Below are 20,940 nucleotides of genomic sequence, written 5' to 3' on the forward strand. Positions count from 1 at the left end.
GGTTTTTGTCGGGCCGCCCGTTTGAGACACTATGTCGGTATTATTTTTGAACGAAAATCCCGGGTATCAGATGTTCATATCGGAATATCCGAAGCAAGCGATCATGGAGAACGCGGGCAATGATGCAACTGCAGGACGTGGACCTCAAGCTACTCAGGGTTTTCATGCATGTCGTGCGATGCGGCGGCTTTTCAGCGGCCCAGGCGACCCTGAACGTGAGCCAGTCGACCATCAGTGAGCAGATGACCACGCTCGAAACGCGCCTCGGCCTCAAGCTTTGCGAACGCGGGCGCAGCGGCTTCCGCCTGACCGAGCATGGCCTCGCCACGTACGAGGCGGCCCAGCGCCTGCAGGTCGCCGTGGAGGCGTTCTGCATGGACACGGACGCACTCAAGCAACATATCGCGGGCAGGCTCTATCTGGGCATCATCGACAACACCGTGACGGACACGGCTTCGCCGCTGCCGCGCGCCTTGCAGAAGTTTGTCTCGCGCGGCGAGGACGTGCACGTCGACGTCTACATCGGCACGCCTGCGGAGCTCGAAGAGCGCGTGCTGGACGGCAGGCTCCACGTTGCGATCGGCCATTTCCCGATACACGTTCCGGGCCTGAATTACACGGAGCTCTATCTGGAGCCCGACGGGCTCTATTGCGGCAAGGAGAACCCGCTCTTTGCGGGCGCGCGGGAGGGCGGCGTGCAGACCGAGGCCATCGCTTCGAGCCGCATTGCGGCGCGCGGCTACCTGCAGCAGCAGGATCTGAAGATGCTGAGCGCGAGCAAGGCCGCGGCGACGGTCGACAACGTGGAGGCGCAGGCGATCCTGATTCTCTCGGGTGCGTACATAGGATTTCTTCCCAATCACTACGCGGCACGCTGGGTGGAGCGCGACGAGATGCGGCGCATCGGCCCCACACAGTTCGGCATGCAGTCGCCCTTTTGCGCCGCGACCCGCCGGGCTTCTGCCCCGCCTTCGATCCTGCAGGCGTTCATGGTCGACTTGCATGAAGTCTGGCTGAATGAACGCCCGGGCGAACCCGGGGGGCCGACATGAGAACAACTGAGTAAAGCGACGCCCGCGTGCGCACGCGGGCGGCTTCTGCGTGGCCGTGAGCGCTCAGGAAGTCGCGAGACGAACGCCCTGCGAACGCCCGGCCATGCCTTCGATCAGCGCAGCGACGTTCTCCGCCGTGGCGGCCGACAAGGTCCAGCCGAGATGCCCGTGCCCCGTGTTGTAGAACACACCCGGCATGCGTCCGCGGCCGACCTTCGGCAACATGCCCGGCAGCATGGGCCGCAGGCCAGCCCACGGAATCACGCGCGAGGTATCGACCTGCGGGAACAGACGCCGCGTCCATTCGACGAGCGGCGCGACGCGGTCCGCGCGAATGTCACGGTTAAAGCCATTAAGCTCGGCTGTACCGGCCACGCGGAAACGGTCCGCGCCCAGCCGGCTCGTGACGATCTTGGCGCTCTCGTCGAGCAGGCTGACCCACGGCGCGGCGCGTTGGCTCGTCTCGTCGTCCAGGCTCACGGTGATCGAATAGCCCTTCACGGGATAAACGTTCACGCGGTCGCCCAGCATCGAAGCAAATGCACGGCTGCTCACGCCCGCACAAACGACGATCCGGTCAAATATTTCGTCATGCGAAATACCTTGTTCGAGCCGCGAGAGCGCGAAAGTGCCGCCCGATTCGCGCCTGATTGCGGCGATCTGCGTATCGTAGTGGAATTCGACGCCGTGCCGCACGCATGCCTGTGCGAGACCGCGCGTGAACTTGTGGATGTCGCCGGTCGAATCGGAGGGCGTGAAGAAGCCGCCGAAAAACGCGCCCTCCAGTGCAGGCTCGATCTGCCGGATCTCCGCTGGCGTCACGGGCCGGCGCTCCAGGCCGCCTTCGTTCAGGATGGCGTTGACCTTCGCGGCCACGTCGAAGCTCTTGCGGTCCTTGAAGATGTGCAGGATACCGCGCTGCTCGAGGTCGAACGCGATCCCCTCCTTGCGCGCGGTCTCGAACAGGTGCTCGCGGGCCGCAATCGCGAGGCGCACCGTTTCCAGCGTGTTCGCGCGATAGTTTGGGATCTGCCGCAGAAATTCGGCCATCCACGAATATTTGTGCCAGCCGGGACGCGGATTGACGAGCAGCGGCGCATCGCGCGTGAGCATCCAGCGCAGGCCTTTGAGCACGGTGGCGGCGTTGTTCCAGACTTCGGCGTTGCACGCGGAAAGCTGGCCGCCGTTCGCAAACGACGTCTCCATCGCGCTATAGCGATGGCGTTCGAACACGTCAACGCGAAAACCGCGTTTTGCGAGGGCGTAAGCGGTCGTGACGCCGGTAATCCCGGCGCCAATAATGGCGATTCGTGACATGACATGGTCCAGATTAAATTGAGCACTGTCGTTTCCGACACCTGTGCCCCATCTGTCCATGTACCTGAGAGTTTCTTTCCGGACCCGCGCAGAACGCGCTGGACGGAAATCTCCTTCGGTGGGCGCGTTCGCGCCGCTCTCCAGATGTTCTCGTTGCAGGGTCCTTGTGCCTGAGAGTTTCCGGGGCGGTTGCTCCGTCGGCGCCGTCCAGTGCTTTCGCAGTGACGGTCTCTCCCGCTGCATTTCATCGAACAGCGCAACGATAGCGGGCCGTTATTGCGGCTGCAAGCAGTTTTTTCGATCGAGCGCCAAATCCGCGGCCGGCTACCGGGTCTCTTTCCACTTTGAAACCGTCGTGCCAAAGTGCTTTCTGAACCAGAAAGCAAAAGCGCTTGAACTGGAAAAACCGAGCAGATCGGCCAGTTCGGAGAGCGAGCGATCGCTGTCGAGGATCTGCCGCGACGCGAGTTCACAGCGCACAACCTGCAGCAGCGCCGAAAAGCTCGTATTTTCAGCGGCCAAACGCCGATGCAAGGTACGCCGATCCACGCCGAGATGTCTCGCCACCTGGTCGGCCGTGGATCGGCCATTGGGCAGCATCGCGACAATGACCTGGCGAATGGTATGCGTGGCACTGTCATTCGCACCGGACAAAGCCTGCTCCAGAAAACGGCGGGCATAGTGCGCCATCTGCGAATCGGCGGGAGGCCGGCACGCCGCGAGGTCTTTTGCGTGACACACAATGCCATTGAAGCTGGAATTGAATTCGACCGCCAATCCAAAAAACGCCTTGTGGCAGGTTGCGCTATCCGGCGGGCGGTGCTCGAAGCAGACGCTTCGTGGCCGCCAGCCACGCCCCAGGAGTTCCCGTATGCTCCGGTACAGCACGCCAATCGCCATTTCTATGGATTGCCGAACCGAATGCTTGTCGCCCACCAGAATATTCTGGCGAATCAGAACGGCATCGCCATAGTCTTCAATGCGGGTCAACAGCGATGCATTGATCAAGCGGATATAACGGCACAGGCTCTCGAGCGCCTCGCGAGCCGTAGGCGCTTCACTCATCACCGCGCTGATCGGCCCGAGGTTCGAAAGCCGCCGGCTCATCGCGAGTCTCAAGCCGAAATCCTCCACCTTTGCCGCGGCGGCGCTGCTTTCCAGCAACTCGCGTACCGCGGCTGTGCTGATAGGCGCGTCGGGATTGACCAGATCGCGTGCGCTCAAGCCAACCCTGCGCAACATGCGTGCAGGATCCAGCCCGACGTCGCGGGCGAGATCCGCATAGCCGGTAAGGCTTGCGCTGCGGATCGTGAGCATGGATCGCTGCATGGCAGTGTCCCAATTTAGACATCGAATGTCCCAAATAATACATTGGCGTCGATCCCGCGGCGATATTCTTCCGGTGTGAAATTTTCTCCGAGGAGACACACCATGAACTTTCTCGACGGACATCTGTTCCCTGAAAACCAGCCGCCCCTGATCATCACGGCGGCACCTTATGCGCCGTCGTGGCTGCCATCGGACTTCCCCGGGGAAATCGCCGTGACGATGGAGGACCAGATCCAGAAGGCCGTGGACTGCTACAACGCGGGCGCCACGGTGCTGCATCTGCACGTGCGCGAGCTGGACGGCAAGGGCAGCAAGCGCCTCTCGAAGTTCAATGAACTGATCGCCGGCGTGCGCGCGCGCGTGCCGGAGATGATCATCCAGGTGGGCGGCTCCATCAGTTTCGCGCCGGAAACCGAAGGCGCGGCAGCCAAGTGGTTGTCGGACGACACGCGCCACATGCTGGCCGAACTGGACCCCAAGCCCGACCAGGTGACGGTGACGGTCAACACCTCGCAGATGAATGTTCTCGAGCAGTTCGATGCGCGCGACATCAAGGGCACGTCGATGGAAGACCCGGCGGTGTTCAACGCGTACAAGGAAATGACGGTGCCCGCGCAACCAGGCTGGGTCGAGGAACATGTGCGCCGCCTCACGGCCGCCGGTATCCAGAGCGCGTTCCAGTGCTACAACATCAACAGCTTCGAGTCGGTTGAGCGGCTCATGCGCCGCGGCATCTACAAGGGCCCGCTGGTCATGAACTGGGTGGCCATCGGCGGCGGCATGGATGCCCCCAACCTCTACAACATGGCCAACTTCGTGCGCGCAGTGCCCGACGGCGCGGTGTTGACGGTCGAAAGCTCCGTGCTCAACGTGCTGCCGGTGAACATGATGGGCATTGCGATGGGCCTGCACGTGCGCTGCGGCACCGAAGACAACCTGTGGAACCAGTCGCGCACGGCCAGGATCGGTACCGCCGCGCAGATCGAGCAACTGGTGCGCATCTCGCGCGAGTTCGGCCGGCCGATCGCCACGGCCAAAGAGGCTCGCGAGATCTCGAAGATCGGCGTTTTCTACGAGACGGTGGACGAAACCCTGGCGGCCAACGGCTTCGCGCCGAACCGCAATGGCGGACAGCAAGGCTATCTGCGCAAGATCGCCTGACGAAAACTGAAGGAAGACGTCGCGCATGCGGCTCCCGTGCACGGCGCCTTCTTATATTCTGCATGACTAATTAAAATAATACGGATGAGACAAATTGAAAAAGTGCGTAGTCGGGATTTCACTTTCGCTTTCGATTACTGCGGCGTATGCACAAAGCAGCATTGCGCTTTACGGCGTGGTTGACGATGCCTTGACGTTCAACTCGAATGCCGGCGGACAACGCCAATATTTCCTGACCAGTGGCGCAAAGACCGCGAATCGCTGGGGGCTGACCGGAACCGAAGACCTGGGCGGCGGCGTCAAAACGCTGTTCTCCATTGAAACGGGATTCTCCAATAACAACGGTGCACTATTGCAGGGCGGCGCGATTTTTGGCCGTCAGGCATACGTCGGTCTTTCCAGCAATCTCGGCACGCTCACTTTTGGCCGCCAGTATTCGAGCGGCTACTGGTACGTGGGCGGACCGCTGACCTCGGGCGGAGGCTGGGCTTTCAGCGGCTCGGGCTACGGCGCGCATCCTGGCGACGTCGACAATCTCGACAGCTTCAATCGCGTCAACAACGCCGTGATCTACACCACGCCCAAAATCAACGGGCTCACGGGCTCGGCCATGTACAGCTTCGGCGGCGTTCCGGGCTCGACAGCCGAACATCAGATCTGGGCGCTCGGCGCGGGCTATGCGAACGGCTCCATCACAATGGGTGTTGGCTACCAAGTGGCGAACCAGCCCAACTTTTCGTTCTACGGCAACAACCCCTCGTCGAGCACGACCGGCAACAACATGTGGAGCCCGGTAAACCAGGGCTACGCCTCCGCCGGCTCGCAAAAGATATTCTCGGCCGGCGCCGCGTACACCCTCGGCAGCGCGACGATTGCCGCCATCTACAGCAACACGCGCTATAGCGACCTCGGCACGACGGCGGTCGCCGGGTTGAACCCCACGGAAGCAGGATACCGGGGAGGCGAAACGTTCAACGTCGGCGAGCTGAATTTCAAATACATGTTGACCCCGGCATTCCTGCTCGGTGTGTCGTACGCCTATACCCACTCGTCCGGCGTCAACGACGCCCGCTATCAGCAAGTCGATTTCGGCCTCGATTACTTCGTTTCGAAGCGAACCGATTTTTACGGTGGAGCGATATACCAGCACGCGGCGGGAACGAATTCGCTGGGCATGCCCGCAGTCGCGGAAATCGGCCCCACTACGCCGTCGTTGAACAATCACCAGATCGTGGCGATCCTCGGCTTTGGCCACCGCTTCTGAAGCAGCGCAAGCGCTGGCAGCGTACAACACCATCGCAGGAGACAAGCATGCATATTCCGTGCGCCGATTCCGGGGTAAGGCCCGATCTGGCCGTGCACACCGCCCCCGCCGATATTCGTGGATCGTGCTCGCGCTCACCATCGGCCTGATGCTCTCCGACTATATGTCGAGGCAGGTGCTCAACGCCGTCTTCCCGGCGCTCAAGGCAGTCTGGAATCTCTCCGATGCGCAACTCGGATCGTTCAACAGCGTGGTCGCGCTGATCATGAGCATCTTTCCGGCGCATATGCGCTCCTCGCTGACCGCCGGCTTCATGGCGGGCGCCGCGCCCGGCTCGGTGATCGGCATGGCGCAGGGCGGCATCATCACCGCGCATCTGGGATGGCGCTGGGCCTTCGGCGTCATGGCCGCATTCGGCCTCGTGCTGGTCGTGCTCTATCGCGCCATCGTGACCGAGGCACAGCTCGCGGTCGCTTTTCGCGTTCCCGTGGGCACCTTGCAACTCGTGCTGATTGCTGCCGGAATGTTCGTCGTGTCCGGCACCAATGGCCCGTCCGGCGCGATGGTGGCCAACGTCACGCCCGCCGCCATTCACGCCTCCGTCTTCGCGACACTCACGCTCGCGAACAGCCTGCTCGGCATGGCGCCGGGGCCGTTCGTCACGGGTCTCGTCGCGGGCCGCATCGGCCTGCACGGCGCGTTGGAGGTGCTGCCCTGCGTCACGCTCGTTTCGATACTGGCGTTTGCGCCAGGCAGGCGGCATTATGCGGGGGACTTCGAACGCGCAAGGCGAGCACAAGCGTGAGCGCAGAGCCGATCATTCGGGCGAAGCACGGCTAAGGTGCCGGACCGCAAAGTTTATGTCCCGGCGCACGCGCAATCAGAACGCCGTGCGCAGCCCGAGCCCGGCGGAATAGCCGCTCGAATAGCCGCTTGCGCGATCATGCATGTACGCGGCCCGAAGAACGTATCGCCGCTGAAGCGCCCCGCCCCGCCGTTCGACGGCCGCATGAACGCTTCGAGCGCGAACTGCACCGCATAGCCGCCGCCCAGATCTTCCTGGCCGCCAATGCCCCAGAAGCTCGTCGTGAAGCCGCCCGAATTCATCGCGTATGCACGCGGCTTTCCGAGACTCTTTTGCGTGCCGGCATAGACATCGACCAGCCCATAGAGCGAGACGGATGACTGGGCCAGTGCATGGCCGGCCACGGAGGCAAAGAACGCGCCGCCGGCCATCCTCAGCAAGTGGCGTTTCATCAAGGGCGCGAAGCGCCGGCGCCCTGATAAGCAGGCGATATAAGTAGGCATACTAATAAATTGTGAGGAGGCGATTGAGTGGGAAAGATGCGGTACGGCTCACGTGCAGCACGCGTGAGCGCTCCCGAATCGACAACGACTGCCGAAAACCGCGACGCGCGACGGAGCCATCGGGCGGGCCTCTGCCTCGGCCCGTCAATGCTCCATCGCGCCCGGCCGCCGTTCAGAACACGTGGCGAATACCCATCCGTCCGACCGCCTGCTTCTGGTTGCCCGAAGGATTGAAGCCCGCGATCTGCGCGACAGCCGCATCGCCCGCCGCCTTCTGGAACACGCCCATCACATAGACGCTCGTGCGCGTGGACAGCGCGTACTCGACGCTCAGGTTGAACTGGTTGTACTTCGGCTCGCCGTCCGTCGCGTGGTCGCGGCCCGTCGTGTACGTATAGCCGGCGCCGATCGTCACAGCCGGTGCAGGCGTGACGATCGCCGAGAGCTCGTAGTTCTGGAAGGTCGCGTCGTGCCCCGCGCTGCCCTGCTGGAAGTTCGTGTTCGTGAAATCGGCCTGCACCTTGAGCCACTGCACGACCTGGTACGACGCGCCGACACCGAACACCTTCTGCGCGCGCGCCGCGTCGAGGTAGTCGCCGTAGATGGCGTTCGTGAAGCCCGGATAGTTCTGGTAACCCTGCGTCGACACGCCCGGATCGTTGATCCGAAGATAGCCGATGCCGAAGCCCAGCGGGCCCGCCGCATAGTTCGCACCGACGCTGAAGGTCGCGTTGTCCGAGAACCGGCCCGCTTGGCCGCCGAACGAATAGAGACCGCCAAACGTGAAGCCGGCCATCGTCGGGCTGCGATACTTGACGGCGTTCGAGATGGGAAAGCCGTTGTCGGTGTTGTCCATATCGTTCGGGTGTGCGAAATAGTACCCGCCGATGTTGCCGTTCAACGTATAAGGCTCGACGAAATCGACGACCGAATCCCACTGGCGCCCGAACGTCAGCGTGCCTGCCCGCTGGCTTTGCAGGCCCACATAGGCGTTGCGCGAAAAGGCAAGACCGCTGCCCAGACGCCCGGAGTTCAGGTCGAACCCGCTTTCGAGCCGGAAAATCGTGGCAAGGCCCCCGCCCAGATCCTCGGTGCCGCGCACGCCCCAGCGGCTCCCCGCCGTCACGCCCGACGCAAGCTGTACGAGGTGACTGCCCTGTACGTTGCTGACCACGTCGACACCGTCCTCCACAATCCCGTATAACGTGACTGAACTCTGTGCATGGGCCGGCAACGCGACGACCATGACTGGAATAATCGCTGCAAGTTTTTTAATCATATAATTTATTCGGACAACTATATTCCCGGGAGCCCGTCGCGCTATTCCCGGGCGGTGGCCGGCTATGCCGGAATAGGCCGGGGCCTGTTAGCCGTGGTAAGCCTCGAGCAAGGCGGCGGCCGCGCGGAAATCGGGCGTGAGCGGCCGGTCGCGATCGAGGAACGCCACCTTGCCGCGCAGCGCGGCATACAGCGCCGCGGTGGCCGGCGAAAGCGTGAAGGCCGGCTGCTGTTGCTTGCGCAGATCGACGGCCTGGCCCGCGTAGATCAGCTCGATGCCGAGCAGCGTGAAGCTGTTGTCGATCTGCTGTTGCACGCGCTCGACCACGCTCGGCGCATTGGTGGCGATGTCCTCGATGCCGCCGGCCACGGGCAGGTAGTCCATCGAGACCGGCATCGCGAGCGCCTTGTTCGCTTCCGCCAGCGCCACCGGCGGCTTCTCCATCGCGCCGAACGCATGCACCGTATGCTCCGTGCCAAGGAAACGCGAGAGGCCGCTCAGTTGCGGATCGTTCAACTTTACGATGCGCTGGGCCGACGCCAGCGAGTTATGGCCGAGCACGAGCCCAAGCTCTTCGAACGACAAGACCCACGGCAGCGGCTCGAAGTTGGCGCTCGGCAGCACGGCGCCCGTCACCCCGTTCGCATCCACATAGCCGTGGCGGTCCTGCCAGCGCGTGGAATGGGCCTTGACGCCCACCGCAACGCCCGGATTGTCGTCGGACGAGTTGAGCTGGATGTTCAGCAACGCCTGCGCGTCGGCATAGGTGCGCTCTTCCTCGCCGAGCAGATAGACACCGTCCCGGAAACTCAAGGGGTCCTGCAGTGCACGCTTGTCGTCGCGATTCCAGATGCTGCTGCCGGCCAGCAGCGCGCGCAATTCCCCGCCCGCGCGCACGGTATAGGGGAACGGCCGCAACGCCAGCGTGTCCTGCAGGAAGGGCGAGACGTTGCCGTTGAACGCCTGCAGGCTCAATGCATAGACCAGTCTCGACATTTCGAGCAGGTGCCCCATGTCGTTGAGCGCGAGCGCAGCCATGCCCGCAGAGTAGGCGTTCGAGCTCAGGATGGCCAGCGCGTCCTTGCCATAGGGCTTGATCGGCTCGATGCCCGCCGCCTGGAGCGCCTGCATCGCCGGGATCTTGCGGCCCTGATAGTAGACGTCGCCTTCGCCGAGCATCGCGAGACCCACGTGGCTCAGAATGGTGATGTCCGCTTCGCCCAGCGAGCCGCCCGAGGGCATCGCCGGCGTCACGCCGCGATTGAGGAACTGCACATAGGTCTCGACGATGCTGGTCTGCACCCCCGCGCCGCCATCGAGCATCGCGTTCAGGCGCGCCGCCATCGCCGCGCGCGCCGTGCGTACGTCCATGTCGGGGCCGACGCTGCCCGAATGCGCGTGAATCAGGCCGACGTTGAAGCGTCCGGACGCGTCGATGATCTCCTGGGTCAGCTTGCCCTTGGCGTCGACCATCGAGCGGTCCTTGTTCTCGCCGACGCCCGTGGTCAGTCCATAGATCTGCTGGCCGGCCTGCGCGGCTTCGAGCAGCACCGCGTGCGCGGCCGCAACGCGCTTCATCGCAACCGGCGCGATGCTGATGGTCTCGCCATCGGCAATACTGGCGATGATCTGCGGCGTGGCCGAATGACCGTCGAGCACGACATCGGCGAATGAGAAAGGCGCGTGGACCAACATGGTCACAATCAGCGCGCAGCGAACGGGTCGCAACATGATTCGATATCCTTGGTTAAAGTTGAGTTTGACGGGGCAGACGGGCAATGGAAATCAACGCGGCAACGCTTGCGGCCATCACATACCATGCGGGCGCAAACGCGTTGCCCGTGCTCTCGGTCATCCAGGTCAGGATGGCCGGCGCAAAGCCGCCGAAGATCGTGACCGCCGCGTTATAGGAAAGCGACATGCCGGTGGAGCGCACACGGGTGGGAAACAGCTCGGAAAGCGCCGAAGGCGCAACGCCGGTGAACAGCGCGACCATCACGCAGAACGCCACCTGCACCACGATCAGCGCGCTCAGCGTATGCGCGGCCTGCAGCCAGGCGAGCAACGGCCAGGTGCCGGCCAGCATCAGCAAGGCGCCCCAGGTCAGCACGGCGCGGCGGCCGAATCGATCGGAGAGCCCACCGGCATAGACGCAGCCCACGGCCATGAAGCAGTTGCCGATCAGCGCCGCGAGGAATGCGTGCCGCCCCGAAAAATGCAGGGTTCGCTGCACGTAGATGGGCATGAAGATGATGAGCACATAGACACAAACCGCCCACAGCACCGAGAAGCCGAGGCCGGTCGCGAGCGCTTTCGGATAGTCGCGAACGACCTGCATCAGCGGGGTTTTGGCCGCCTGATGCGCACGATGCTGGCGATCCATCTCGGCTTCGAACTGCGGCGTTTCGTGGAGCGTCTTGCGCAGCCACAAGCCCACCGGCGCGATGGCGAGACCGACGATGAACGGCACGCGCCAGCCCCATTCGCCCACCTGCTCGCGCGTCAGCAGCAGCGTGACGGCCGTGGCCACCAGCGCGCCGAGAATGTTCGAGATCGCCATGCTCGCCTGCAGCCACGAGGCGTACTTGCCTTTTTTGTCCGGCGGCGCATGTTCGATCAGGAACGCTGCCGCGCCGCCTGCTTCACCGCCTGCGGAGAACCCTTGCAGCATGCGTCCGCAGACGATCAGCAACGGCGCGCCGACGCCAATCGCGCTATAAGGCGGCGCGAACGCGATGATCGCGGTGCCCAGCGCCATCACCAGGATCGTGACGCTCAACGCGGCCTTGCGGCCCGCGCGGTCGCCGTAGACGCCGAGCACCAGCGCGCCGAGCGGGCGCACCACGAAGCCCAGCCCGAAGGCCAGGAACGCCTGCAGCAATTCCGCGCCGGCATTGCCTTGCGTAAAGAAGTTCTGCGCGATATAGACCGCGAAAAACGCGTAGACCGAAAAGTCGTACCACTCCAGCGCATTGCCGATGGAGGCCGCCAGCACCGCGCGGCGTCCCGTCTTCAGCGTACTGGCCGGGGGCGGAACCTCGGCGCCGGCGTTCGTTGCCGCCGCGTGACTAGCCGCATGACTCGCAGCATGACTCGTATTGGACATGGGCTCAGATCCGGATATAGGACAAGGACTTGCGTTCGGCTTCGTCGAGCGCTTCGGGGTAGCCCGCATCGGCATAGCGCATGACGCCCATCGACGTATCGTTGGTCATCGACAGTTGCAGGCGCTCGTCGGCTTGCGCGGTGCCGTCCGCGACCACGGTCACGCCCGCGCTCGTCATGTAACCGCTATAGCCGCCGCCGCCCGAATGAATCGCAACGAGATCGGCCATCGACGAGCAGTTGACCATCGCGTTGAGCAGCGGCCAGTCCGCGATCGCATCGGAGCCGTCGCGCAGGTTCTCGGTCATGATGTTCGGATGCGCCATCGCGCCGGCGTCCAGGTGGTCGCGCGTGAACGCCACGGGTCCGCTGAGCACGCCTTCGCGCACCATGCGATTGACCGCGAGCGCAAGCGCCGTGCGCTCGCCATGACCGAGCCAGGCGATACGCGCCGGCAGCCCTTCGAATGGCACGTATTGGCGCGCGAGCCGGATCCAGTTCGCGACGATCGTGTTGTCCGCGAAATGCTCGAGCAGATAGTCGTCGATCTTGCGAATGTCGTCGGCCTCGTTGGACAACGCGATCCAGCGGAACGGACCAATCGCGCGGCAGAACAGCGGACGCAGAAACGCCTCGGTGAAAACCGGAATCTCGAACGCGCGCTCGACGCCGCCTTCCTTCGCATGGGTGCGAATCAGGTTGCCGTTGTCGAACACAATCGCGCCGCGATCCTTGAAGCCGAGCATCGCATTCACGTGACGCACGATCGATGCGCGGCTCGCGTTCATCAGCGCGGGAATGTCGGTGGCGCGCAACGCGCGCACCTGTTCGAGCGTATGCCCAAGCGGCACGTAGCCGTAGACGAGATCGTGAGCGGCGGTCTGGTCGGTGACGATGTCCGGTATCACGCCTCGCGCGAGGATCTCCGGATAGATTTCGGCCGCATTGCCGAGCAAGCCGACCGATAGCGGCTCGCGCCGCGTTTGCGCGTCGCGGATCATCGCGAGCGCTTCGTCGAGATCGCGCGCCTGCTTCTCGAGAAAACCGATCTTCAGCCGCTTGTCGATGCGCTCCTGATCGATCTCGACGGTGAGGATGGCCGCGCCCGCCATGCGGCCCGCGAGCGGCTGCGCGCCGCCCATCCCGCCCATGCCCGCGGTCAGGATGAAGCGTCCGCGCAGATCGTTGTCGAAGTGCCGCTCGGCAATCCGCGAAAAGATTTCATAGGTACCCTGGATCACGCCTTGCGAGCCGATGTATTGCCAGTCGCCCGCGGTGAGACCGCCCCAGCAGATCAGGTTCTTCTGCTCGAGATCGTAGAAGTTCTCCGCCTTGGCCCACTGACCCACCATGTTGCAATTCGCCATGATCACGAGCGGCGCGCGCGCATGCGTGCGCAGCAGGCCGATCGGCTTGCCGGACTGCACGACCAGCGTCTGGTCTTCGGTCATCGTCTTGAGCGCGTGAACGATGGCGTCGTGCGAAGGCCAATCGCGCGCGGCGCGTCCGAGCGCGGCATAGACGATCAACTGAGCCGGATCTTCCCCCACGGCCAGCACGTTTTCCAATAGGCGCAGCAGCGCTTCCTGTCGCCAGCCTTTGCACCGCAGCGCGGTCCCGGCCGTCACGTTGAATTCGCGTTTCATCTCTGGTGTTCCTTTATTCGGCTTTATTCCGCGAGCGCATACGCGGACAGATTGATGCCGAGCGCTTTCTCGACCGGCGGATAAACCGCCGCGTCGCGCACGGACGACGACAGCGGCAACTGCGCCTTGTGAACGTGCAGCACGAGGATCTCCATGCCTTCCTTGAGATTGCCGGCGCTCACGGGCTGCCCTTGCGAATCGAGCGTGGTGATCACGTCGGGATAGCTGGCGATGCGCGCGCCGTGCGCGTCGTCCACGGCCATGTGCTCGTTCATCACGTGAATCAGGCAGCGTTGCGCGCCGGTGCCGATTTCCACCACGCCCACGTCGAAGGCTTCATCGGTGTACTTGAGCGTGTTGCGCACGACTTTGCCGCTGCCGATGATCGAGCCTTGCGTGGCTTTGCAGATCGCGTCGACGAGCGCGGCCGGCCCCTTTGCCTGCGCCGCGATGATCGCTTCGCCGAGCGCCAGTGCGCGGCTCACGCCGCCGAGCGCCGCGTGCTCGCGCACATAGCTGGCGCGCACCGGATTGCGGCAACTGGCGATGAATCCGCCGGACATGTCCGAGGCTTTGCGCAGCACCGGCGATACCCTCGCGGTCGCGCCGCGCACCACGAGCTCCATATACGCATGCTTCGCGCGGTTGCCGCCGGCGGCGGCCTGGATCATCGGCTGCGAGCTCGAAGCGAGGCCGAGCGAGCCCATGTCGCCGGTCGGATGAGCGCGGATGTCGCCAACCGCGTCCACGACCTTGGTGCCGAGCAGCGCCGAGGGCAGCCAGCCGTTGAGCGTGCTCGACATGCCGTTCTGCCCGATGATCAAGCCCGCGATCGGCGCGCCCAATGCGTCCTGCACGAGCTGCACCGCCCTCACGTAATCGGCGCCGAGCATCTCCCACTCGGTGAGGCCGCCGGGCGCGCCGATCGCGGCCGCGGTGGCCACCCACGCGTCGTCGGGCAGCTCGTCCATCGACACCAGTTCAGGGCGCCCGATCGTAACCGCGAGCGTGCCCAGTTCGCGGCCGTGCGCGGCCCAGCCGCCGCCGCCGCAAGCGAACACCGAGCCGCCTTTCACAGCGGCTTCGACGTCCTTCAAAGTCAGGATGCGTCCCATGTTTTTCCCCTTGGTTCGTTAAAGAAGTGCTCGACCTGGCGCGCGCTCGCTGCGTGCTGGCAGCGAGACCGGCGAACTGCGCGGCGATCGAATGGGGGAAGTCTAGGGAACCAATTTTTTATCGCGTTATTGCTTTTTTATGGCGAGAACATAACGCGATGTTATGGGGCGGGTATACGCGAATACGCAGCGAACAAGCCGCGAACAAGCCGCGAACACGCTGGACACGCCCGGAATCAGAGCCCGGTGCGCAGCGTTTCGAGCGTGGCGATGAAGGCCTGCGCCGTGCGCGACAGCGGTTCCAGCACGGCGTGAATGACACTGACCGGCGCGGCGATCACGGGCTCGACCGGCCGCACGACCATGTTCGACCAGGCCGGACCGCCGATCGTCAGTTCGTCGATCAGCGCGATGCCGACGCCGGCCTGAACCAGCGCGCAGGCCACGTGAGCCTGCTGGACTTCGGTCTTGATGCGCAGCGGGCAATCGGCGTCGACGAACATCTTGCGCACCAGTTGCCCGAACGGAATGTCGCTGCCATAGCCGATGAGCGGCTGATCGACGAGGTCGCGCACATTGAGCGTGTCGAGCCGCGCGAGCGGATGCCCGACCGGCAGCGCCGCGACGATGCGGTTCTCGTAGATCGGCCGGACCTGCACGTTGGGATGCGTCTCCTCCATGAACGCGATGCCCAGATCGACCTGCTGCGTGAGCACCGCCTGCAGCAGGATATTGGGCAACAGCGTGTGCAGGATGATGCGCGCATCGGGCAGGCGCTCGTAGAACCGCGCGATCGCGCGCGGAATCAGCGACTGCCCGAGATTCGGGCTGCACGCGATGCGCAGGTGGCCCATGCGGTTTTCGATCAGATCGTCGGCGACCTCGTTGACGCGCTGCACGCCCTGATAGACCACGTTCACTTCGGTAAAGAGCCGCCGCGCCTCGGGCGTGGGGTAGAGCCGTCCCTTGATGCGCTCGAACAGCGAGAGCCCGAGCCTTTGTTCCGTATAGGAAATCAGCCTTGAAACCGCGGGTTGTGAGACGTGCAGGAGCTTGGCCGCGCCGCTGATGGAACCCGTCAGCATGATGGCGCGAAAGACTTCGATTTGCCTGAGATTGAGTCGCAAGCGATTAACCTGATGTTATGTGGACGGGACAAATAAGCATAAGACATTTTGGGATGCCGATGTCTACACTTCCCGCAATTCAGGTGACACCGAAGCGCTACGGGCGCGGGAGACGGAGGCAAGATGAGCGATTTCGATCTGGTGGTGCGCGGCAATATCGTCGATGCGGAGCGCGTCGTGATGGACGGCTGGCTGGCAGTGCGCGACGGCCGCGTGGCGATGCGCGGTAACGGGACGCCGCCCGCCGCGAGAGATTTCGTCGATGCACGCGGGCAATGGGTGATGCCCGGCGTGATCGACGGACAGGTGCATTCGGGCAGTCAGGCCAATCAGGAAGGACTGGGCCACGCGTCGCGCGCGGCGGCGGCCGGCGGCGTGACGGTGATGGTCGACATGCCTTACGACGATCCCGAACCGGTGGCCTCGCGCGCGCAACTGGACGCGAAGATTGCCGAGGTCGAGCGCGATTGCCACGTCGACGTGGCGTTGTTCGGCACGCTCAACGACAAGCACGGACTTCAGGCCGCCGCCGGCCTGATCGACGGCGGCGTGTGCGCATTCAAGTTCTCGACCTTCGAGGCGACACCAGGCCGCTTTCCGCGCGTGGAAGAAGACGACCTCTACGAGGCGTTCCGGCTGATCGCGCCATCGGGTCTCGTGTGCGGCGTGCACAACCAGATGCAGGACCTCACGCGCAAGAACGTGACCCGCATGATCGAGGCGGGCGACACCGGCTGGGACGCCTTCCTGCGCGCGCACACGCCGCTGATCGAGAATCTGGCGACCGCCCTGATCTACGAAATCGGCGCCGAGACCGGCGCGCGCGCTCACGCGGTGCACGTGTCGACGTCGCGCGGTTTCGAGCTCTGCGCCATGTACCGCAACGCGGGCCATCAGGCCAGCATCGAAACGTGCGTGCAATATCTGATGCTCAATCACGAAGAGCATACGAAGCGCTTCGGCGCGAAGACCAAGCACTATCCGCCGATCCGGCCGAAGGCGGAAACCGAGCTGCTGTGGAGTCATATCGCCAACGACGCCTGCACCTTCGTCTCCTCGGACCACGTGAGCTGGGGGCTCGAGCGCAAGGGCAATCCGAACGTGTTCAAGAATTCGTCGGGTGGCCCGGGGCTGGAAACGCTGCTGCCCGCGTTCTGGACCGGCTGCGAAAACCACGGCATCGCGCCAACGATGGTCGCGAAGCAACTCGCGCGCAACCCCGCGCGCCACTTCCTGCTGCACGATCGCAAAGGCACCTTCGACACGGGCGCCGAGGCCGACTTCGTGATCCTCACGCCCGAGCGCTATGCCTTCGATCCCTCGCGCAGCCTGTGCGCCGTGCAATGGAGCTCGTTCGAAGGCATGGAGTTCACCGTGCGCGTCGCGGCGACCTATTGCCGTGGCAAGCCCGTCTTCGACGGTACGCGCATCGTCAATCAGCAAGGCGACGGACGCTTCCTGCGCCCCGCTTCTTTTAACCGTGCCGGCATGCTGCCGGCCGCCTCGTGAGCGAATCCGCCACCATGTCCAAACTTCCTTTCCCGCCGATCAACGCCGGGCGTCTCAATGCCCGTGTCGAACGCCTGAGCCAGTTCACGCGCGCCGATGTGCCCTGGACGCGCCGGGCGTTTTCGCCGCTGTTCGAAGAGGCGCGCGCCTGGCTGCGCGATGAATTCCGCGCGGCCGGCCTCACTGTCTCGCAGGATGCCGGCGGCAATCTGATCGGCCGGCGCGAGGGTTCGGGGCGCGCGAGCAAGCCGATCATCACGGGTTCGCACTGCGATACGGTGACCGGCGGCGGCCGCTTCGATGGGATCATCGGCGTGCTCGCGGGGATCGAGGTGGCGCACACGCTCAACGAGCAAGGCATCGTGCTCGATCACCCGTTCGAAGTGATCGATTTTCTCTCCGAGGAACCGAGCGATTACGGGATTTCCTGCGTCGGCAGCCGGGCATTCTCAGGAGTGCTCGATACCGGCATGCTGGCGTCGACCAACGCGGAGGGAGAAACCTTGCGCGAGGCGCTGCGACGCATCGGCGGCGATCCGGCAGCGCTAACGCAGCCGCTGCGCGCACCGGGCAGCACGGCCGCCTTCGTCGAGCTCCATATCGAACAGGGCCCCGTGCTCGAAGCGAAGCGCGTGCCGATCGGCGTGGTGACGAACATCGTCGGGATCCGGCGCGTGCTGATTACCGTGACCGGCCAGCCCGATCATGCGGGTACGACGCCGATGGATATTCGCCGCGACGCGCTCGTCGGCGCCGCGCGCATCATCGACACGACGTTCCGCATGGCGTCGACGATGAACGGCGCGCCCCACTATGTGGTCGCGACCATCGGCCGGCTCGCGATGACCCCGAACGTGCCGAACGCGGTGCCGGGCCACGTCGAGCTGATGCTGGAAGTTCGCAGCGATAGCGACGCGGTGCTCGACCGGTTCCCCGAAGAATTGATGGCCCGCGTGGCCGACGATCTGGCGGCCTTGCGTTTGAGCGCCGCTGCGGCGCATGTGAGCCGCGCGAAGCCGACCGATTGCCAGCCGCGGGTGATGGACGCGGTGGAGCGTGCGGCGACGGCGCTCGACTATGCGAGCATGCGGTTGCCGAGCGGCGCGGGACATGATGCGGTCTATGTCGCCGCAACCGGGCCGATCGGGATGATCTTCATCCCGTGCCTCAATGGGCGCAGCCATTGTCCCGAAGAATGGATCGAGCCACAGCAGTTGCTCGACGGCACCCGTGTTCTCTATGGCACCGTGCTCGAACTGGACCGTTCGACGGACTGATTGAATCAGGTCTTGCGTTCACACCGTGCCGGCAAGATGAAAGCGCGAGGCCGAGTGCCACAGATGGACCGTGGTGGCGATCGCGTCGCCCACCCAGGTGCGTCGCCAGATCAGCAAGCAAGGCTCGCCGATATCGATGGAAAGATATCGGCGGATCTGGGCGCTCGGCTTGCGCGCGTAGATCCGGAATTCCGCGCGCTGGATCGGCGCGAGCCGTACCATGTAATGGTTCGGGGTCTCCGCCGTAAAGTCCTGATCCAGATAATCGGGAAACACGCGGGGATTCACATAGCGATCCTCGTACTGGATGGCGTTCTCGTCCTCGTAATGCACGATGCGCGAGTGGAACACCGGTACGTTATCGACAGCGAGCGCCGCCATCGCCTGCGCGTTCGAACTCGCATCGAGTCCGAGCACGCGGGCACTATAAGCGTGCCCGCGCAGCGCGACTTCGTCCGCGATATTGCGGATCTCCAGAACCGGGGATTCGTGGTCGCGGGGCGTGACGAATGTTCCCGCGCCCTGGACACGCGTGAGGATTCGCCCGGCCGAGAGTTCGCGTAGCGCACGATTGACGGTCATGCGCGCGACGCCGAATTCCCTCGCAAACACCGTCTCCGAGGGAATGGCGTCACCGGGTTTCCAGGTGCCGTCCGCAATGCGTTCGACGACGTAGCGCTTGATCCGCTCATAGGGCGCCGGCGACAACCTGCGCTCGGTGCCTGCCTGCCCTGCCCCCTCTCCTGCCCACACGGAAGTATTCATGGTTGTTGTTGTCCCAGCATGATCGAATTCGGCGTCGGGCAGGCGATCCTTCGCTCAGGTGCCTGTTCAACTGCCTACCGCGGCAGGCAACATGTCGTTCGCGGATGCGGTGCCCGTTGTCGCAACGGGTACGATGGGTGTGACCGAGCCGTCCGCGTATACACCAGATGAAAGTTGCGCACACAACGAACTAGGAAGCGGCGGCGGTCCATCGTCGGAAATCATGCAAAACGCCCGTGTCATGTCGTCCGCGAGCGGACGGTCGTCGCGGTAGATCGGCAGGACACCGCGCACCTGCCGGTATAGCGCTTGCGTATAGGGCGCGCGCTCGCCGGCGTTCGGCTGCAAGTCATAGGCCTGCACGGCCGCCAGCAGTTCAATGCCGAAAATGCGGCTGCTGTTCTCGATCACGGCGAGCGCCTTGAGGGCCGCGGGCGTAGCGTGGCAGAGATGGTCCTCCTGCAAGCCCGACGTCACCCCGCCATCGAGGCTCGCGGGTGCCGCTTCGCGCCGGTTCTGCGCGACCAGCGAGGCCGCCGTGTACTGCGCGATCATGAAGCCCGAGCGCGTGCCGCCAGCCTCCGCGAGGAAGGCGGGCAAGCCGCTCACGAGCGGATTCACGAGCCGGTCCAGACGCCGCTCGGCCATCGCCGCGACCTGCGCCACTGCCGCGGCGAGGCTGTCCATCGCGAGCGCGATCGAAGCGCCCACCGCATGCGCCTGCGAGAACACCTGCGGCGCGTCGGGCGTGCCGGCGACAATCGGATTGTCGGTGGTCGAAGCCAGCTCACGATTCACGACTTCGGCCGCCGTGGCGAGTACGTCGCGCGCTGCGCCGTGGACATGCGGAATGGTCCGCATGCTCAGCGGGTCCTGCGTGCGACGCCCGAGCGCCGACGCGAGCAGCCCGCTACCCGCCAGCGCGCTGCGCATGCGCTCGCCGACTTGCGCGAGGCCTGGCGAGACGCGGAACGCGAGCGACTGAGCATCGAAGGCGGCCATCTGGCCGCCGAGATTCTCGAAGCTCATCGCGGCCACCACATCGGCCCAGTCGAACAAGCGCTCCGCACGCTGCAGGGCCAGTGCCGCGAGACCGGTGACGCACGGCGTGCCGTTCACGAGACTCAAGCCCTCCTTCGCTTCGAGCGACAGCGGTTCGAGTCCGAGCCGGCGCAATGCTTGCGCGCCGCTCATGGCTTCGCCGCGCCAGCTCACGTGGCCCGCGCCGACGCACACGAGCGCGATATGCGCCATGTGGCTCAGATACCCGACCGAGCCGAACGCAGGCACATCGGGCACGCAGCCGGCCTCGAGCAGCGCGACGAGGCGCTCGACCAGTTCGACACGGACGCCGGAATGGCCATGCGCGAAGTTGTTGATGGCCGCGGCCATGATCGCGCGCGTTTCGGCCGCGCCGAGCGGCGCGCCCACGCCCACCGCGTGGCTCATCAGGATGTTGTGCGAGAGGTCGTGCTGCTCGGCGCGCGACACGACGACGTCGCACAACGCCCCGACTCCCGTATTGACGCCATACGCGCGAATACCGCGCACGACGATCTGCTCGACGATCTCGCGCGCGGCGCCAATGCGTGCGCGCGCGTCGGCTGAGAGCTCGAGATTTTCACCGTTGGCGACAGCACAAATCTGACGCCAATCCATAGGCCGCTCGGAACGAATGACTGACAT

The 20,940-nt window shown here is 64.4% G+C and carries 17 protein-coding genes and 1 riboswitch; of the genes, 6 read left to right on the top strand and 11 right to left on the bottom strand.

The window, feature by feature from the left end; genetic code table 11:
* Positions 1-119 precede the first annotated feature (119 nt).
* A complete protein-coding gene (locus U5775_RS28775) occupies positions 120-1,052 on the top strand; it encodes a LysR family transcriptional regulator (RefSeq protein ID WP_322061506.1) in 933 nt (310 codons plus the stop codon).
* 63 nt (positions 1,053-1,115) lie between these two features.
* Here the strand turns inward: U5775_RS28775 and U5775_RS28780 are convergent, their stop codons facing one another.
* Both U5775_RS28780 and U5775_RS28785 read right to left on the bottom strand, forming a co-directional pair.
* The gene (locus tag U5775_RS28780) at positions 1,116-2,369 is read right to left on the bottom strand and encodes a D-amino acid dehydrogenase (protein ID WP_322061507.1); all 1,254 of its coding nucleotides are present in this window, start codon (positions 2,367-2,369) and stop codon (positions 1,116-1,118) included.
* A gap of 42 nt (positions 2,370-2,411) precedes the next feature.
* A riboswitch (glycine riboswitch) is annotated at positions 2,412-2,523 on the bottom strand.
* 170 nt (positions 2,524-2,693) lie between these two features.
* Positions 2,694-3,686, bottom strand: coding sequence for an AraC family transcriptional regulator (locus tag U5775_RS28785; protein ID WP_322061508.1), 993 nt, complete (start codon positions 3,684-3,686; stop codon positions 2,694-2,696).
* Positions 3,687-3,800: 114 nt separating this feature from the next.
* Between U5775_RS28785 and U5775_RS28790 the strand changes: the two genes are divergently transcribed.
* From U5775_RS28790 to U5775_RS28800, 3 genes are all read left to right on the top strand, one after another.
* Entirely contained in the window at positions 3,801-4,859 is a 1,059-nt protein-coding gene (locus U5775_RS28790; protein ID WP_322061509.1) for a 3-keto-5-aminohexanoate cleavage protein, read from the top strand.
* A gap of 94 nt (positions 4,860-4,953) precedes the next feature.
* The gene (locus tag U5775_RS28795) at positions 4,954-6,123 is read left to right on the top strand and encodes a porin (RefSeq protein ID WP_322061510.1); all 1,170 of its coding nucleotides are present in this window, start codon (positions 4,954-4,956) and stop codon (positions 6,121-6,123) included.
* Positions 6,124-6,271: 148 nt separating this feature from the next.
* Positions 6,272-6,928 (top strand): MFS transporter, encoded by a 657-nt coding sequence (locus U5775_RS28800; RefSeq protein WP_415913682.1) that lies wholly within the window; start codon positions 6,272-6,274, stop codon positions 6,926-6,928.
* A 53-nt stretch (positions 6,929-6,981) separates the two neighbouring features.
* Here U5775_RS28800 and U5775_RS28805 read toward each other — a convergent pair whose 3' ends face one another.
* The 7 genes from U5775_RS28805 to U5775_RS28835 form a co-directional block, all read right to left on the bottom strand.
* Entirely contained in the window at positions 6,982-7,380 is a 399-nt protein-coding gene (locus U5775_RS28805; RefSeq protein WP_322061512.1) for a porin, read from the bottom strand.
* Between the two features lie 223 nt (positions 7,381-7,603).
* Positions 7,604-8,677 carry a porin gene (locus tag U5775_RS28810; protein ID WP_322061545.1) on the bottom strand — a complete coding sequence of 358 codons (1,074 nt, stop codon included), beginning with the start codon at positions 8,675-8,677 and terminating at the stop codon, positions 7,604-7,606.
* Between the two features lie 120 nt (positions 8,678-8,797).
* Positions 8,798-10,441: an HAL/PAL/TAL family ammonia-lyase gene (locus tag U5775_RS28815; RefSeq protein ID WP_322061513.1), complete on the bottom strand. Its 1,644-nt coding sequence runs from the start codon at positions 10,439-10,441 to the stop codon at positions 8,798-8,800.
* A gap of 16 nt (positions 10,442-10,457) precedes the next feature.
* Complete coding sequence (locus U5775_RS28820; RefSeq protein WP_322061514.1) at positions 10,458-11,816, bottom strand: MFS transporter; 1,359 nt, start codon at positions 11,814-11,816, stop codon at positions 10,458-10,460.
* A 4-nt stretch (positions 11,817-11,820) separates the two neighbouring features.
* Complete coding sequence (locus tag U5775_RS28825) at positions 11,821-13,461, bottom strand: urocanate hydratase (RefSeq protein WP_322061515.1); 1,641 nt, start codon at positions 13,459-13,461, stop codon at positions 11,821-11,823.
* A 23-nt stretch (positions 13,462-13,484) separates the two neighbouring features.
* Positions 13,485-14,576, bottom strand: a complete 1,092-nt coding sequence (locus U5775_RS28830) for a DUF917 domain-containing protein (RefSeq protein WP_322061516.1) — start codon at positions 14,574-14,576, stop codon at positions 13,485-13,487.
* A gap of 236 nt (positions 14,577-14,812) precedes the next feature.
* Positions 14,813-15,703, bottom strand: coding sequence for a LysR family transcriptional regulator (locus tag U5775_RS28835; RefSeq protein ID WP_322061517.1), 891 nt, complete (start codon positions 15,701-15,703; stop codon positions 14,813-14,815).
* 123 nt (positions 15,704-15,826) lie between these two features.
* Between U5775_RS28835 and U5775_RS28840 the strand changes: the two genes are divergently transcribed.
* Together U5775_RS28840 and U5775_RS28845 are read left to right on the top strand one after the other, a co-directional pair.
* Positions 15,827-17,212: a dihydroorotase gene (locus tag U5775_RS28840; protein ID WP_322061518.1), complete on the top strand. Its 1,386-nt coding sequence runs from the start codon at positions 15,827-15,829 to the stop codon at positions 17,210-17,212.
* 14 nt (positions 17,213-17,226) lie between these two features.
* A complete protein-coding gene (locus U5775_RS28845) occupies positions 17,227-18,489 on the top strand; it encodes a Zn-dependent hydrolase (RefSeq protein WP_322061519.1) in 1,263 nt (420 codons plus the stop codon).
* Positions 18,490-18,507: 18 nt separating this feature from the next.
* On the opposite strand, the gene hutC is transcribed toward U5775_RS28845, so the two are convergent.
* Both hutC and U5775_RS28855 read right to left on the bottom strand, forming a co-directional pair.
* Complete coding sequence (gene hutC / locus U5775_RS28850) at positions 18,508-19,254, bottom strand: histidine utilization repressor (RefSeq protein WP_322061520.1); 747 nt, start codon at positions 19,252-19,254, stop codon at positions 18,508-18,510.
* 66 nt (positions 19,255-19,320) lie between these two features.
* Positions 19,321-20,940, bottom strand: coding sequence for a histidine ammonia-lyase (locus U5775_RS28855; RefSeq protein ID WP_322061521.1), 1,620 nt, complete (start codon positions 20,938-20,940; stop codon positions 19,321-19,323).

This window comes from Paraburkholderia sp. J63 (assembly GCF_905220245.1).
GTDB lineage: Bacteria > Pseudomonadota > Gammaproteobacteria > Burkholderiales > Burkholderiaceae > Paraburkholderia.